Source organism: Pectobacterium aquaticum (assembly GCF_003382565.3).
Lineage (GTDB): Bacteria > Pseudomonadota > Gammaproteobacteria > Enterobacterales > Enterobacteriaceae > Pectobacterium > Pectobacterium aquaticum.
The window spans coordinates 2,475,278-2,491,979 of record NZ_CP086253.1 but is presented as its reverse complement, the minus strand read 5'-3'; the positions used below and the strand labels follow the sequence as shown (position 1 = coordinate 2,491,979).

At 49.1% G+C, this 16,702-nt stretch carries 15 protein-coding genes and 1 other annotated feature; all 15 genes read left to right on the top strand.

Features of this window, described 5'->3' with window-relative positions:
- Positions 1 to 127: 127 nt before the first annotated feature.
- The 15 genes from DMB82_RS11560 (at position 128) to pheT (ending at position 16,701) form a co-directional block, all read left to right on the top strand.
- Positions 128 to 1,873, top strand: a complete 1,746-nt coding sequence (locus DMB82_RS11560; RefSeq protein ID WP_116162317.1) for a sensor histidine kinase — start codon at positions 128 to 130, stop codon at positions 1,871 to 1,873.
- The gene (locus tag DMB82_RS11555) at positions 1,870 to 2,619 is read left to right on the top strand and encodes a LytR/AlgR family response regulator transcription factor (protein WP_102117908.1); all 750 of its coding nucleotides are present in this window, start codon (positions 1,870 to 1,872) and stop codon (positions 2,617 to 2,619) included. Before DMB82_RS11560 ends, DMB82_RS11555 begins: the two co-directional genes overlap by 4 nt.
- Before the next feature lie 184 nt (positions 2,620 to 2,803).
- Positions 2,804 to 4,027, top strand: coding sequence for an L-lactate MFS transporter (locus DMB82_RS11550; RefSeq protein ID WP_116162315.1), 1,224 nt, complete (start codon positions 2,804 to 2,806; stop codon positions 4,025 to 4,027).
- 174 nt (positions 4,028 to 4,201) lie between these two features.
- Positions 4,202 to 5,083: a protease HtpX gene (htpX, locus tag DMB82_RS11545; RefSeq protein ID WP_102117910.1), complete on the top strand. Its 882-nt coding sequence runs from the start codon at positions 4,202 to 4,204 to the stop codon at positions 5,081 to 5,083.
- A gap of 340 nt (positions 5,084 to 5,423) precedes the next feature.
- Positions 5,424 to 6,590, top strand: coding sequence for an oligogalacturonate lyase (ogl, locus tag DMB82_RS11540; RefSeq protein ID WP_116162312.1), 1,167 nt, complete (start codon positions 5,424 to 5,426; stop codon positions 6,588 to 6,590).
- Between the two features lie 214 nt (positions 6,591 to 6,804).
- Entirely contained in the window at positions 6,805 to 7,596 is a 792-nt protein-coding gene (gene kdgR, locus DMB82_RS11535) for a DNA-binding transcriptional regulator KdgR (protein WP_102117912.1), read from the top strand.
- Positions 7,597 to 7,781: 185 nt separating this feature from the next.
- Positions 7,782 to 8,045: a YebO family protein gene (locus DMB82_RS11530; protein WP_039489642.1), complete on the top strand. Its 264-nt coding sequence runs from the start codon at positions 7,782 to 7,784 to the stop codon at positions 8,043 to 8,045.
- Positions 8,046 to 8,172: 127 nt separating this feature from the next.
- On the top strand, positions 8,173 to 9,573 hold the full coding sequence (locus DMB82_RS11525; RefSeq protein ID WP_116155802.1) for an amino acid permease: 1,401 nt from the start codon (positions 8,173 to 8,175) through the stop codon (positions 9,571 to 9,573).
- 258 nt (positions 9,574 to 9,831) lie between these two features.
- On the top strand, positions 9,832 to 11,760 hold the full coding sequence (gene thrS, locus DMB82_RS11520) for a threonine--tRNA ligase (RefSeq protein ID WP_116162310.1): 1,929 nt from the start codon (positions 9,832 to 9,834) through the stop codon (positions 11,758 to 11,760).
- Between the two features lie 2 nt (positions 11,761 to 11,762).
- A complete protein-coding gene (gene infC, locus DMB82_RS11515; protein ID WP_102117915.1) occupies positions 11,763 to 12,305 on the top strand; it encodes a translation initiation factor IF-3 in 543 nt (180 codons plus the stop codon).
- 95 nt (positions 12,306 to 12,400) lie between these two features.
- A complete protein-coding gene (rpmI, locus tag DMB82_RS11510; RefSeq protein WP_010275699.1) occupies positions 12,401 to 12,598 on the top strand; it encodes a 50S ribosomal protein L35 in 198 nt (65 codons plus the stop codon).
- 43 nt (positions 12,599 to 12,641) lie between these two features.
- Positions 12,642 to 12,998, top strand: coding sequence for a 50S ribosomal protein L20 (gene rplT / locus DMB82_RS11505; protein WP_005968887.1), 357 nt, complete (start codon positions 12,642 to 12,644; stop codon positions 12,996 to 12,998).
- Positions 12,999 to 13,082: 84 nt separating this feature from the next.
- Positions 13,083 to 13,207, top strand: a sequence feature (Phe leader region).
- On the top strand, positions 13,088 to 13,132 hold the full coding sequence (gene pheM / locus DMB82_RS11500; RefSeq protein ID WP_106120997.1) for a pheST operon leader peptide PheM: 45 nt from the start codon (positions 13,088 to 13,090) through the stop codon (positions 13,130 to 13,132). (Overlaps the previous feature by 45 nt.)
- A 108-nt stretch (positions 13,208 to 13,315) precedes the next feature.
- Positions 13,316 to 14,299: a phenylalanine--tRNA ligase subunit alpha gene (gene pheS / locus DMB82_RS11495; RefSeq protein WP_014915263.1), complete on the top strand. Its 984-nt coding sequence runs from the start codon at positions 13,316 to 13,318 to the stop codon at positions 14,297 to 14,299.
- Positions 14,300 to 14,313: 14 nt separating this feature from the next.
- Positions 14,314 to 16,701: a phenylalanine--tRNA ligase subunit beta gene (gene pheT, locus DMB82_RS11490; protein WP_116162308.1), complete on the top strand. Its 2,388-nt coding sequence runs from the start codon at positions 14,314 to 14,316 to the stop codon at positions 16,699 to 16,701.
- Position 16,702 lies beyond the last annotated feature (1 nt).

Below are 16,702 nucleotides of genomic sequence, written 5' to 3'. Positions count from 1 at the left end.
CCTACCGAAAACCAGCATCCGCTGGCTTTCATACTTTGCGCTCTCCACACGGTTCACAGACTAAAAAGTGGAATCTGGATCACATTTTTTCTATAGTTCTGGCTCGTAACCCTGTACCGGATGTCCCGTGCACGAAATATTTGAAATGCTCCTTGCGGTCTTCGACCGCGCCGCGCTGATGCTGATTTGTCTGTTTTTCCTGACAAGAACGCGTCAGTTCCGGCAATTACTGCAAAAAGAGCAGCACTCGCCTGGAGAGCGGGTGACGGTGACGGCCATCTTTTCGCTGTTTGCGCTGTTTGGTACGTATTCCGGCATTAATGTTGAAGGGTCGCTCGTCAACGTGCGTGTGATTGCCGTGATGTCCGGCGGTATTCTCTTCGGTCCTTGGGTAGGCATTGCAACTGGCATCATTGCGGGGGCACACCGTTATCTCATTGATATTGATGGTATCACCTCCGTACCTTGCCTGATTACCAGCATCATCGCCGGTATCACTTCTGGCTACATCAATAAGAAAGTCAAAAAAGAACAGCAGTGGAGCATCGGTATTCTGGGCGGCATGCTGTGTGAGTCGTTAACCATGCTGCTGGTTGTGGCATGGGCGACGCCGATTGAGTTGGGGCTGGATATTGTCTCAAAGATTGCGGTGCCGATGATTCTTGGCTCCGTGTGTATCGGCCTGATCGTCCTGCTGGTGCAAAGCGTGGCGAATGAAAAAGAGGTCATTGCCGCTAGGCAGGCCAAACTCGCGCTGGATATCGCACACAAGACACTGCCGTATTTCCGCAATATTAACAGCGATTCATTGACGGCCATCTGTAGGATCATTCGGACTGAAATTAATGCAGATGCAGTGGCAATAACGAACACGCAGCACATTCAGGCGTATGTGGGGATTGGGGAAAAAAAATATAATATCGGACACGATATTATTAGCCCAATGACGCAACAGGCGATTCATGACGGGAAAATCATCATTAAAAATAATGATGAACAGCATCTGACGCCGGAAATCCATTCGATGATTGTCATCCCGCTGTGGGAGCATGGGCAGGTGACCGGCACGCTGAAAATTTATTATCGCCATGCGCATAAAATTACCTATTCATTACGCGTGATGGCTGTCGGTTTATCGCAAATCATGTCAACGCAAATTGAAGTGTCCCGCACCGAGCAACTGCGTGATATGGCAAATAAAGCGGAACTGAGAGCGCTGCAAAGTAAGATCAATCCGCACTTTCTTTTTAATGCGCTGAATGCGATTTCCTCATCTATTCGTATTAATCCCGATACCGCGCGCCAACTGGTGATCAATCTGTCTCGCTATTTGCGCTATAACCTCGAACTCAACGACGATGCGCTGATCGATATAAAGAAAGAGCTATACCAAATTCAGGATTATATCGCGATTGAGCAGGCGCGGTTCGGAGCCAAGTTAACGGTGATTTACGATATCGACGACGATTTAGCGTACAAAATCCCCAGCTTGTTAATTCAGCCGCTGGTAGAAAACGCGATTGTGCACGGTATCCAGCCTTGCAGAGGCAAAGGAACCGTGGTGCTGTCCGTGAAGGAGCAGAGCGATAAGCTACTAGTCGCGGTAAAAGATACGGGTAATGGTATCAGTCAGGAAACGATGGATCGCGTCGCGCGCAATGAATTGCCAGGGAATAGAATTGGCTTGCTGAATGTCCATCACCGGGTCCGTTTGCTCTATGGCGATGGGCTGCATATTCGCCGACTGGAACCGGGGACCGAAATTTATTTCTACATTCCACGAGAAGATAAAACCCCGTCGGCGTTGCCGGATGCCATTCAGGTGCCACAACCGAGATATTCTGCTGCTGAACAAACAGGAGGCAACCCATGAAAGCCATTATTGTTGAGGATGAGTTCCTCGCGCAGCAAGAGCTGAGTTACCTCATCAAGCAGCACAGTGATATTACGATTGCGGCGACATTTGATGACGGGCTGGATGTACTGAAATATCTGCAACATAACGACGTCGATGCGATCTTTTTGGATATCAATATCCCCTCGTTAGATGGCGTCTGGCTGGCGCAAAATATCAGCAAATTCGCGCATAAACCTTACATCATTTTTATTACGGCGTACAAAGAACATGCGGTTGAGGCGTTTGAAGTCGAAGCCTTCGATTACATTCTCAAACCGTATCATGAATCACGCATCATCACGATGCTGCGTAAACTGGAAACAACCTGGCAGCAGCGGCAAATAGCACCGGCTGTCGAAACGGGCGCGCAGGCGAGTGCCCCGAGAAGTGCGCAGCACACTATTAACCTGATGAAAGACGAACGGATTATCGTCACGGACATTAACAATATCTACTATGCGGCTGCGCAGGAAAAGGTCACGCTGGTTTATACTCGGCGTGAAGAATTCATCATGCCGATGAATATTACGGAGTTTTGCAGTCGCTTGCCGGAAGAGTACTTCTTCCGTTGCCATCGCTCTTACTGCGTCAACCTGACGAAAATCCGTGAAATTGTGCCGTGGTTTAACAATACCTATATTCTGCGATTGAACGAGCTGGATTTTGAAGTCCCGGTAAGCCGAAGCAAGATAAAGGCGTTCAGGTCATTGATGCGTCTTTAACGGCATTTCATTCCGCGTTTCAGGCATCTCATTCCCCATTCGAACAACCACTGTCAGCCCGCTTGTATACTGGCCTCAGCCCATAAGCTGACAGTGTTTTGATGGATTTTCTCTTCTCCACATCAGCTTATATTTTTTAGCGTGCCGAGTGAATCGGACCAATTTTTGATGTAGGGGAAAGCCCATGAATACCACACCTGTTAACCGGGGATTGATTGTCCTCGGTACTATCATCACCCAAATGGGACTCGGCACGATTTACACCTGGAGTTTATTCAACCAGCCGCTGGTGGACAAATTCGGCTGGACGCTGAGCTCTGTGGCGACGACGTTTTCCATCACCAGTTTCTGTCTGGCCTTTGCCACGCTGTTTGCCGGTAAATTTCAGGAACGTATTGGTCTGCGCCGCTTAACGATGATCGCTGGTATCGCGCTGGGCGCGGGGCTGATGGCGAGTGCAGTAAGCCCGTCTTTGACGCTGATTTATCTGCTGATGGGCGTTGTTGTCGGTTTTGCGGACGGCACCGCATACATCACGACGCTGTCCAATCTGATCAAATGGTTCCCTAACCGGAAAGGGTTGATTGCAGGAATTTCTGTTGGCGCCTTTGGTACCGGAAGCCTGCTGTTCAAATACGTCAACAGCTTTTTGATTGCGGAAGTCGGTGTGTCAGAAGCCTTTTTCTACTGGGGCATTATTGTCATGGCGATGGTTTTGGTTGGTAGCTCACTACTGAAAGAACCTGCTGCAGTACCGGTTCAACAGGCTGCGGTTAAGGGGCAGGCGCGTGATTTCTCGCTGGCTGAAATGTTGGCGACCAAAGAATCGTATTTGCTGTTTATTATCTTCTTCACCGCGTGCATGAGCGGCCTGTATTTGATTGGCATTGTGAAAGATATCGGCGTGCAAATGGCCGGAATGGATATGGCAATGGCGGCCAATGCCGTGTCTGCGATTGCGATTTTTAATACCGTTGGACGAATTGTGCTTGGCGCGCTTTCCGATAATGTCGGACGTATGCGGGTGATCAGTTTTACCCTGTTCGTGACTATTCTGGCGGTGTCAGTGATGACATTCCTGCCGCTTAATCCGCTTCTGTTCTTTACCTGTGTCAGCGCCATTGCCTTCTGCTTTGGTGGCAATATCACGGTGTTCCCGGCGATTGTTGGTGACTTCTTCGGTCTGAAAAATCACAGCAAAAACTACGGCGTGATTTATCAGGGATTCGGTATCGGTGCATTATCTGGTTCGTTTATCGCCGCGCAGTTGGGCGGTTTCCAAGCCACCTTTATGGCCATCATCATTATGTCAGTCATCTCGCTACTGATTACCCTGTGGGTTAAACCACCTAAACATCAACCCGTTGAGGCCTCAATGCGTACGGATATGGCACACGTGCAGAGCTAATCGAATATTGTACTGAGTAAGCAAGTTCAGGCTGGACGCTGTTTTCCTTTTGAAAAGTGTAAAGTTATGTGGATTTAGTCACTGAAAAGTTAAGAATGCTTGAAAATGCCACGGCAACCCATACGATGTAGGTGTTGCAAACTTTATCTTTCTGCAAGAGGAAATTAGACCTTTATGATGCGTATTGCGCTTTTCCTGATCACCAACCTGGCGGTGATGTTGGTTTTCGGGCTGGTACTCAGCCTGACGGGAATTCAGTCCAGCAGTGTCCAGGGCTTAATGATTATGGCTGGGCTGTTTGGCTTTGGCGGTGCGTTTGTTTCACTGCTGATGTCTAAATGGATGGCGTTACGGTCCGTTGGCGGTGAAGTCATTGAACAACCACGTAACGAAACTGAACGCTGGCTGATGGAAACGGTTCGTTCACAGTCACAGCAAGCTGGTATCGCGATGCCACAGGTGGCAATCTACCATGCGCCGGACATCAATGCGTTCGCGACGGGGGCTCGTCGTGATGCGTCGCTGGTGGCCGTGAGTACTGGTTTACTGCAAAATATGAGCCGTGACGAAGCGGAAGCCGTTATTGCGCATGAGATTAGCCACATCGCAAATGGCGACATGGTGACCATGACGTTGGTTCAGGGGATCGTCAACACCTTTGTTATCTTTATCTCTCGTCTCATCGCACAAGTCGTTTCCGGTTTCCTGTCCGGCAACCGTGACGAAGGTGAAAGCAGTAACGGTAACCCGCTGGTTTACTTTGCTGTCGCCACCGCGCTGGAACTGGTGTTTGGTATTCTTGCCAGCATCATCACCATGTGGTTCTCACGCTACCGTGAATTCCATGCGGACGCCGGTTCAGCTAAGCTGGTGGGGCGTGAGAAAATGATCGCTGCACTGCAGCGCCTGAAGACCAGCTATGAGCCGCAGGAAGAGAGCAGCATGATGGCTTTCTGCATTAACGGAAAATCGAAATCCTTCAGCGAACTGTTCATGTCACACCCGCCGTTGGATAAACGAATCGAAGCACTGCGCTCCGGCGAATACCTGAAATAATTCACAACACACCTTCCCAAAGGCCCACACGGGCCTTTGTTATTTCTGCATTTATTGGCTCATCGATCCTGCGTTTTCTCCGCCCGAATGTTTTCATTCGATCTGAAACAGGTGGTGAAAATAGGAAGAATGTTTTATAAAATAAAACCACGATCACGGAAAAATGAAACATTGTTTCTATAATGCCGATATAACAGGCGTCTCGCATGAGATTGGTGGCCTGATTTTTGGACAACCGATGTCGGGATGACCGATTTATTGGGCGAACGAAATGTCAGGTTATCGAAGAGTATCCGCGTGTGGCGTCAGATTCTTCATGATAAGTTCTAAGGATTTACGGATGGCCAAAGGTAACAAGATCCCCCTAACGTTTCATACCTATCAGGATTCAGCAACCGGCACCGAAGTTGTGCGCTTAACCCCGCCCGATGTTATCTGCCATCGTAACTATTTCTACCAGAAGTGTTTCTTCAATGACGGCAGCAAGTTGCTGTTTGGCGCTGCGTTTGATGGCCCGTGGAATTACTATCTGCTCGATTTAAAAGAGCAGAGCGCCACGCAGTTGACGGAAGGGAAAGGCGACAACACTTTCGGTGGCTTCCTGTCTCCTAATGACGATGCACTGTATTACGTTAAAAATACCCGCAATCTGATGCGTGTCGATCTGGCTACGCTGGAAGAGAAAACGATTTATCAGGTGCCTGACGATTGGGTCGGCTACGGCACCTGGGTTGCCAACTCTGATTGCACTAAAATGGTCGGTATTGAGATCAAAAAAGAAGACTGGAAGCCATTGACCGATTGGAAAAAATTCCAGGAATTCTACTTCACTAATCCATGCTGTCGTCTGATTCGTGTCGATTTAGTCACGGGGGAAGCAGAGACTATTCTTCAGGAAAATCAGTGGCTGGGTCACCCAATCTATCGTCCTGGTGATGACAACACGGTTGCGTTCTGCCACGAAGGTCCGCATGACTTGGTTGATGCCCGTATGTGGTTCATCAACGAAGATGGCACCAACATGCGTAAAGTCAAAGAGCATGCGGAAGGCGAAAGCTGCACTCACGAATTCTGGGTTCCAGATGGTTCAGCGATGATTTACGTCTCTTACCTTAAAGACGATACCAATCGCTACATCCGCAGCATCGATCCCGTTACGCTGGAAGATCGTCAACTGCGCGTCATGCCGCCGTGTTCTCACCTGATGAGTAACTATGACGGTACGCTGCTGGTGGGCGATGGTTCCGATGCACCAGTCGACGTGCAGGATGATGGCGGCTACAAAATTGAGAACGATCCGTTCCTGTATGTTTTCAACCTGAAAACTGGCAAAGAACATCGCATTGCACAGCACAATACCTCTTGGGAGGTGTTGGAAGGTGACCGTCAGGTTACTCACCCACATCCTTCCTTTACGCCGGATAATAAACAAGTTCTGTTTACTTCTGACGTAGATGGAAAACCTGCGCTGTATCTGGCGAAGGTTCCTGATTCAGTCTGGCATTAATAATACTAATAAATCCGCGTCACATTTTATGGCGCGGATTATTTTAAAATATTTTCTTACATATTATTTTATTAAGTCTCTGACGCGGTTATTTCTCAAGCTTAACTTGATTATCGTTATTGCTCCATTGCCATAATCAAAGCGTTCCCTTTATACTAAAACCATTGTTCTATTTTTTTTAAAACAAAAAAACCTGAGTAGGGTAACCACAAAAATGGCTAGTGCAGATTTAGATAAACAACCCGATTCCGTGTCGTCCGTTTTAAAGGTTTTTGGTATTTTACAGGCATTAGGTGAAGAGAGAGAAATTGGTATTACCGAACTTTCTCAGCGCGTCATGATGTCCAAGAGTACCGTTTACCGCTTCTTGCAGACGATGAAATCCCTGGGCTATGTTGCGCAGGAAGGTGAATCAGAGAAATATTCGCTGACGCTCAAGTTGTTTGAACTTGGGGCAAAGGCATTGCAGAACGTAGATTTAATCCGCAGTGCGGATATACAGATGCGTGAGTTGTCTGCGCTAACGCGGGAAACGATCCACCTTGGCGCGTTGGATGAAGACGGCATCGTTTATATCCACAAGATTGATTCGATGTATAACCTGCGTATGTATTCGCGTATCGGTCGCCGTAATCCGCTGCACAGTACCGCAATTGGTAAAGTGCTGTTGGCTTGGCGTGATCGCGGTGAAGTGGAAGAGATTTTATCAACTGTCGAATACACGCGCAGCACGCCACACACACTCTGTACTGCTGAAGATCTTCTCAATCAATTGGATGTCGTGCGTGAGCAAGGCTACGGAGAAGACAACGAAGAGCAAGAAGAAGGGCTGCGTTGTATCGCTGTGCCCGTATTTGATCGCTTTGGCGTAGTGATTGCGGGTCTTAGTATTTCTTTCCCAACGATTCGTTTTTCAGAAGATAATAAACACGAATATGTCGCTATGCTGCACACCGCAGCCAGAAATATCTCTGAGCAAATGGGCTACCACGATTACCCTTTCTGATATTCCCTATCAATGCCAGAGCCTGTCCTTGCTGACAGGCTTTTTTTTATTTTTACACCAATACGATAGCGATGCGCATCCACACGATGTGGATAACGGATAGGGTTGGGTATCGAACTTGGCTATGCCACGGTGGTAAGATAGCTCACAGGTACCTGTCATAAGTGGTTATAAGCGGAGTCGTTGTGAACATATTAGAAGTGGTTTTTGTCTTGCTGATTGTGCTGCTGGCCGCGCTGGTCTGGTTTTTTGTTAATCGGGCGAGTGTCAGAGCGAATGAGCAAGTGAAATTGCTGCAGGAGATCGTAGAGCAGCAACGCCAGCAGTTAACGTTATTGAAAAAATTGCTGCCCCAGAATGCAGAGAAAAGTGAGCCTGAGGCGCTTGCCGCTGAGCGCGATCGTGATGATGTGGAGTTAACGTTTAAAAGTGTCATCCCGGAACGTTAATGGCTCAATCACTGTGTAACGCGTAAAACACCTATCCCTTTGCCTGCTTACGTCATTCTTCATGCTGATGGCGTGAGCGGGCATTGTTATAAAATGAAGAAGGCTTTACAGGAAGCACAAAAACAACATGGCAAATGCTCAAAACAACATAGCAACTGATCAACAGGAATTGGTTTTAAAACGAGGGTTAAAGAACCGACATATTCAACTGATTGCGCTGGGTGGCGCGATTGGTACCGGATTGTTTTTAGGGATATCGCAGACTATCCAAATGGCAGGGCCGTCCGTTTTATTGGGCTATGCGATTGCTGGAATGATTGCGTTTCTGATTATGCGACAACTGGGTGAGATGGTGGTGGAAGAGCCGGTAGCGGGTTCGTTTAGCCATTTTGCCTATAAGTATTGGGGCGATTTTGCGGGCTTTCTGGCTGGCTGGAACTACTGGGCGATGTTTATTCTGGTCGGGATGGCTGAGCTGACGGCCGTGGGGATTTATATCCAATACTGGTGGCCTGAAACGCCAACCTGGCTGTCCGCCGCAATATTCTTCGTGCTGATCAACCTTATCAATCTGGTCAATGTGCGGATGTTTGGGGAAACAGAATTCTGGTTTGCCCTTATCAAAGTGCTTGCCATCGTTGGGATGATTGTCTTCGGTAGTTGGCTGCTGCTGAGTGGCAATGGTGGTGAAACGGCAACGGTGCGTAACTTATGGATCCACGGTGGATTCATGCCGAATGGCGCAAGCGGATTGATCATGGCGATGGCGGTGATCATGTTTTCATTCGGCGGTCTGGAATTGGTGGGGATTACCGCTGCCGAGGCGGCCGACCCGAAGCGTTCTATTCCGCAGGCGACCAATCAGGTGGTCTATCGCATCCTGATTTTCTATATTGGCGCGCTGTCTATTTTGTTATCGCTTTATCCGTGGGGAAAGGTTGTCGATGGCGGGAGTCCGTTTGTTCTGATTTTCCAGGCGCTGAATAGCAATATAGTGGCAAACGTACTTAACATCGTGGTACTCACGGCAGCGTTATCGGTTTACAACAGCGGTGTGTACTGCAATAGCCGGATGCTGTACGGTTTGGCAAAACAGGGAAATGCGCCAAAATCTCTTGCGAAGGTCAACGCACGTGGTGTCCCTGTTCGTTCTATCGTGCTGTCCGCATTAGCGACATCGTTCGGTGTAGCGATCAACTATCTGATGCCAGGCAAAGCCTTTGAACTGTTGATGGCGCTGGTGGTTTCAACGCTGGTGATTAACTGGATCATGATCTGCTTTGCGCACCTGCGTTTTCGTCAGGCGATGATAGAGAAGGGCATTGTTCCTGCGTTCAAAGCCTTCTGGTATCCGTGGGGTAACTACCTGTGCTTGGCGTTTCTGGCGGGGATTCTGGTGATTATGCTGTTGTCTCCGGGGATTCGTATTTCGGTCATCTTAATTCCGTTCTGGATTGCCGTTATTTGGTTTGGCTTCCGATTCTCCCGCAAAAATAATGCATCGCTGAAGTCTGTGCAGACACCGTAACCTCCTCCGTAGCCTGTGCATCACGATGCAAAGATGAACAGGCTACCCATCCGGCTTTAACACGTAAGTTATAAAGTGTATTATTGCCCCGACGTTATCCATGTCACGCTAATGCGCACCTTTAGTGTTCGCATCATGTGTATATATTTCACAGAGTAAAGAGAAATAGCAGGGTTAACACTTTCGATTTTCAATTGATATACGATTTTTTGCATGTGAGCTTTCGTGTGGCTCACCACTGTAAATAAGGGAATTATAATGCCAGTTATCACTCTTCCTGATGGAAGTCAGCGTCATTACGACCACGCCGTTTCTCCCCTCGATGTTGCACTCGATATTGGTCCCGGTCTGGCAAAAGCCTGTATCGCAGGACGTGTCAATGGCGAGCTGGTTGACGCTACCGATAAGATCGATACTGATGCACAGTTAGCCATCATCACCGCTAAAGATGAAGCCGGTCTGGAAATTATTCGTCACTCCTGTGCGCATCTACTGGGTCATGCGATTAAGCAACTGTGGCCAGATACCCAAATGGCGATTGGTCCCGTTATCGATAACGGTTTTTACTATGACGTTGATATCGACCGTACCCTGACTCAGGAAGATATTGAGCTGCTCGAAAAGCGTATGCACGAGCTTGCCGACACTGACTATGACGTCATTAAGAAAAAAGTCAGTTGGCAGGAAGCGCGCGATGCCTTCGCTGCACGCGGCGAGACCTACAAAATAGCGATTCTGGATGAGAACATCAGTCGTGACGATCGTCCGGGTCTGTATCACCATGAAGAATACATCGATATGTGCCGTGGTCCGCACGTACCGAATATGCGTTTCTGCCACCATTTCAAATTGCAGAAAACGTCCGGCGCTTACTGGCGTGGCGACAGCAAAAACAAAATGCTGCAACGCATTTACGGCACTGCATGGGCAGATAAAAAGCAACTGGCTTCTTACCTGCAACGTCTTGAAGAAGCGTCTAAGCGCGACCACCGCAAGATCGGCAAACAGCTTGATCTGTACCATATGCAGGAAGAAGCGCCAGGTATGGTGTTCTGGCACAACGACGGCTGGACGATCTTCCGCGAGCTGGAAGCATTTGTACGCATGAAGCTGAAGTCGTACCAGTATCAGGAAGTAAAAGGTCCATTCATGATGGATCGCGTGATGTGGGAAAAAACCGGTCACTGGGAAAACTACAAAGAAGCGATGTTCACGACGTCATCAGAAAACCGTGAATACTGCATCAAGCCAATGAACTGCCCAGGTCATGTACAGATTTTCAATCAGGGATTGAAATCATACCGCGATCTGCCGCTGCGTATGGCTGAGTTCGGTAGCTGTCACCGTAATGAACCGTCTGGCTCTCTGCATGGCTTAATGCGCGTGCGTGGCTTCACTCAGGACGATGCACACATCTTCTGTACGGAAGAGCAGGTTCGTGATGAAGTGAACAGTTGCATCAAGATGGTGTATGACATGTACAGCACCTTCGGTTTTGAAAAAATCGTGGTGAAACTGTCTACGCGTCCTGAAAAACGTATTGGTAGCGATGAGATGTGGGATCGCGCTGAAGCCGACTTGGCCGCCGCGTTGACTGAAAACAACATCGAATTCGCCTATCAGCCGGGTGAAGGGGCGTTCTACGGCCCAAAAATTGAATTTACCCTGCATGACTGTTTGGATCGTGCGTGGCAGTGTGGTACGGTGCAACTCGACTTTTCATTACCGGGCCGTCTGAACGCGTCTTACGTTGGCGAAAGCAACGAGCGTCAGGTTCCGGTGATGATTCACCGGGCTATTTTGGGATCAATGGAGCGTTTCATCGGTATTCTGACCGAAGAATTCGCCGGTTTCTTCCCGACCTGGTTAGCCCCAGTTCAAGCGGTGATTATAAATATCACTGATAGCCAGTCTGATTATGTCAACGAATTGACCCGAAAACTGCAAGAAGCGGGCATTCGTGTAAAAGCAGACTTGAGAAATGAGAAGATAGGCTTTAAAATCCGCGAACACACTTTACGACGTGTTCCCTATATGCTGGTTTGTGGCGACAAAGAGGTCGAGGCAGGAAAAGTTGCTGTCCGTACTCGTCGTGGTAAAGACCTGGGGAGCCTTGACGTCAGTGAAGTCATCAGTAAGCTGCAACAAGAGATTCGCAGCCGTAGTCTTCATCAATTGGAGGTATAAGTATTAAAGGCGGAAAACGAGTTCAACCGGCGCGTCCTAATCGCATCAACAGAGAGATTCGCGCACACGAGGTACGCCTATCAGGCGTCGAAGGCGAACAGCTGGGCATCGTAAGTCTAAATGAAGCATTAGAAAAAGCCGAAGAAGCAGGTGTTGATTTAGTCGAAATCAGTCCGAACGCCGAGCCGCCGGTTTGCCGAATTATGGATTACGGCAAGTTCCTTTATGAGAAGAGTAAGGCCACAAAGGAACAGAAGAAAAAACAAAAAGTTATTCAGGTCAAGGAAATCAAATTCCGACCTGGTACCGATGATGGCGACTATCAGGTCAAACTACGCAACCTGATTCGCTTTCTTGAAGATGGTGACAAAGCTAAAATCACACTGCGTTTCCGCGGTCGTGAAATGGCGCACCAACAGATTGGTATGGAAGTGCTTAACCGCGTTCGTGACGATCTGAGTGAACTGGCAGTTGTCGAATCCTTCCCATCGAAGATCGAAGGCCGCCAGATGATCATGGTGCTAGCACCGAAGAAGAAACAGTAAGGCATTCAAGTAGCAAGGCTGTACAACCTCTGTGTTGTACAGCGTTGTTCGCCTTATCTGATTCGTTTTATTAACAATGCGAAGTGGAAATAACAATGCCAAAGATCAAAACAGTACGTGGCGCCGCTAAACGCTTTAAAAAAACCGCAAGCGGTGGTTTTAAGCGTAAGCATGCTAACCTGCGTCATATTCTGACCAAAAAGTCAACTAAGCGTAAACGTCACCTGCGTCCAAAAGGTCTGGTCTCCAAAGGGGATCTGGGTCTTGTTATCGCATGTCTGCCGTACGCATAAGTAACCTTTTTTTAATTCAGAATAAGACTTTAGGAGAGAGCATATGGCTCGCGTAAAACGTGGTGTAGTTGCCCGTGCACGTCACAAGAAAATATTGAAACAAGCGAAAGGTTACTACGGTGCCCGTTCGCGTGTTTATCGTGTTGCCTTCCAGGCAGTAATCAAAGCTGGTCAATACGCTTACCGCGACCGTCGTCAACGTAAACGTCAATTCCGCCAGCTGTGGATTGCACGTATCAATGCGGCAGCTCGTCAAAACGGCTTGTCTTACAGCAAATTCATCAACGGCCTGAAAAAAGCCTCTGTTGAAATTGACCGTAAGATTCTGGCTGATATCGCAGTATTCGATAAGTTAGCGTTCAGCGCGCTGGTCGAAAAAGCGAAAGCAGCACTGGCGTAAGTCAGTTGAGAGAGGGAGCTTTGGCTCCCTCTTTTCGTCGAGCGCTACAGGTTTATTTTTTCTTATTTACAAGACAAGGTAACGCAAGTATGAACGCTGCTATTTTCCGTTTCTTTTTTTACTTTAGCGCCTGAATTCAGGGGGCTTTGCGCGTAAGAAAAGAAACGAAAAGTAGCGCTTAAGCCTCCCCATAGGGAGGCTTTTTTGTTTACAATAATCGGTTTTTACTCTTGTTTTTAGTAACATTTATCGTTTTGAGTAAAACGACATTCTTCAATCATGACCGTTGGCCACATAGGCAGAAAAAGAGGAACACAATGCCACATCTCGCAGAGCTGGTTGCCAAAGCCAGAACAGCTATAGAAGAGGCTCAGGATGTTGCCGCACTGGAAAATGTGCGTGTCGAATATCTGGGCAAAAAAGGTCACTTAACCCTTCAGATGACCTCGCTGCGCGAGTTGCCGGCTGAAGAGCGCCCTGCGGCTGGTGCTGTCATTAACCAGGCTAAGCAAGACGTTCAGGACGCGCTGAATGCCCGTAAGCACATGCTGGAATCCGCTGAGCTAAATGCACGTCTGGCGCAAGAAACCATCGATGTCTCCCTGCCGGGCCGCACCATTGAAAATGGTGGCTTGCATCCGGTGACGCGTACCATAGATCGCATCGAAACCTTTTTCGGCGAGCTGGGTTTTTCCGTCGTAACCGGGCCAGAAATCGAGGACGACTATCACAACTTTGATGCGCTGAATATTCCAGGGCATCACCCTGCGCGTGCTGACCACGACACGTTCTGGTTTGATGCTACACGCCTGCTGCGTACACAGACGTCTGGCGTTCAGATTCGTACCATGGAAAAGCAGCAACCGCCTATCCGTATCATCGCGCCGGGCCGTGTTTATCGTAACGATTACGATCAGACCCACACGCCGATGTTCCATCAGATGGAAGGGTTGATCGTCGATAAAGACATCAGCTTCACCAACCTGAAAGGCACGTTGCATGATTTCCTGCGTAATTTCTTTGAGGAAGATTTGCAGGTTCGCTTCCGTCCGTCTTATTTCCCGTTTACTGAACCGTCTGCTGAAGTGGATGTGATGGGGAAAAACGGCAAATGGCTGGAAGTCTTGGGCTGCGGTATGGTGCACCCGAATGTCCTGCGTAATGTCGGTATCGACCCTGAAGTGTATTCCGGCTTCGCGTTCGGTATGGGCATGGAGCGTCTGACGATGCTGCGCTATGGCGTGACCGATCTGCGTGCATTCTTCGAAAACGATCTGCGTTTCCTCAAACAGTTTAAGTAAGGCGGGTATACATCATGAAATTCAGTGAACTCTGGTTACGCGAGTGGGTAAATCCGGCGGTTGACAGTGAAACGCTATCTGAACAGATCACGATGGCAGGGTTGGAAGTGGATGGCGTTGAGCCTGTTGCTGGCGCATTCCACGGTGTGGTTGTCGGTGAAGTCGTCGAATGTGGGCAACACCCGAACGCAGACAAACTGCGTGTGACGAAAGTCAATGTAGGCGGTGAGCGCCTGCTGGATATCGTCTGTGGCGCGCCGAACTGCCGTCAGGGTCTGAAAGTGGCCGTGGCAACGGTCGGTGCCGTGCTGCCGGGCGATTTTAAAATCAAAGCCGCCAAGCTGCGTGGCGAGCCGTCTGAAGGCATGCTGTGCTCATTTTCCGAGTTGGGCATTTCCGACGATCATGATGGCATCATCGAGCTGCCAGTCGATGCGCCGATTGGCACGGATATTCGTGAGTACCTGAAGCTGGATGACAACGCGATTGAAATCAGCGTGACGCCGAACCGTGCTGATTGCTTAGGCATTATCGGTGTGGCGCGTGATGTCGCCGTGTTGAATCAACTGACGTTGAATGAACCGACTATTGAGCCCGTTACCGCAACGATTCAGGATACTTTCCCGATTCAGGTCGATGCGCCGCAGGCATGCCCACGTTACTTAGGCCGTGTGGTGAAAGGCATCAATGTTAAGGCGGCAACGCCGCTGTGGATGCGTGAAAAACTGCGCCGCTGTGGTATTCGTTCTATCGATCCGGTGGTGGACGTGACTAACTACGTTCTGCTGGAGCTCGGTCAACCAATGCACGCGTTCGATCTTGACCGTCTCAGCGGCGGTATTATCGTGCGTATGGCGAAAGAGGGCGAAACCCTGACGCTGTTGGATGGTAACGAAGCGAAGCTGAACGCGGATACGCTGGTTATCGCTGACCAGCAGAATGCGCTGGCGATGGGCGGTATCTTTGGTGGCGAGCATTCTGGCGTCAATGAAGAAACGCAAAACGTTCTGCTGGAATGCGCTTATTTCAATCCCCTGTCGATTACTGGACGCGCACGTCGTCACGGTTTGCACACTGATGCGTCTCACCGCTACGAGCGTGGTGTCGATCCAGCGTTACAGCACAAAGCCATTGAACGCGCGACTCGACTGCTGATTGATATCTGTGGTGGTGAAGCAGGTCCGGTCGTTGATGTGACTAGCGAGGCAGATTTACCAACTCGCGCAACGATTACGCTGCGCCGTGAGAAGCTGGATCGTCTGATTGGCCATGTGATTGCGGATGAGCAGGTGAGCGATATTCTGCAACGTTTGGGTTGTAACGTCGCGAAAACCGATGCAGGTTGGCAGGCGACGGCACCGAGCTGGCGCTTCGACATGGAAATTGAAGAAGATCTGGTTGAAGAAGTCGCGCGTATTTACGGCTACAACAACATTCCGAATATTCCGACTCAGGCCCCCTTGATCATGACCTCGCATCGCGAAGCGTCACTGTCATTGAAGCGCGTGAAGACATTATTAGTCGATCACGGCTATCAGGAAGCAATTACTTACAGTTTTGTTGACCCGAAAATTCAGGGACTCATCCACCCTAATGAAGCATCGCTGAGTCTGCCGAGCCCGATTTCCGCAGAGATGTCGGTGATGCGTTTATCGCTGTGGAGTGGCTTGCTGAGTGCTGCGGTGTATAACCAAAACCGTCAACAAAGCCGCCTGCGCCTGTTTGAAAGCGGTCTTCGTTTTGTACCGGACACCCGTGCTGACCTGGGTATTCGTCAGGATCTGATGCTGGCGGGTGTGATTACTGGCACGCGTTATGAAGAGCATTGGGATCTGGCGCGTCAGGCCGTTGACTTCTATGATTTAAAAGGCGATTTGGAAGCGGTACTGGCATTGACGGGCAAGTTGTCTGAAGTTGAGTTCAAGGCCGAAAATAATCCGGCATTGCATCCAGGACAAAGTGCTGCTATTTATCTGTGCGGAGAACGCATTGGATTTATTGGCGTTATTCACCCAGAACTGGAGCGCAAGTTGGATCTTAACGGGCGCACCGTGGTGTTCGAATTGTTGTGGGATAAGGTCGCAGACCGCGTATTGCCTGAGGCGAACGAGATTTCCCGCTTCCCGGCGAACCGTCGCGATATCGCCGTTGTGGTCGCTGAAAATGTCCCTGCGGGCGATATTTTGGCCGAGTGTAAGAAAGTTGGCGCAAATCAGTTAGTTGGCGTAAACTTATTCGACGTGTACCGAGGGAAGGGCGTAGCGGAAGGTTATAAGAGTCTGGCTATCAGTCTGACCCTGCAAGATACCACGCGTACACTGGCAGAAGAGGAAATTGCCGCTACCGTTGCAGAATGCGTAGCAGCATTAAAACAGCGATTCCAAGCATCCTTGAGGGATTGAA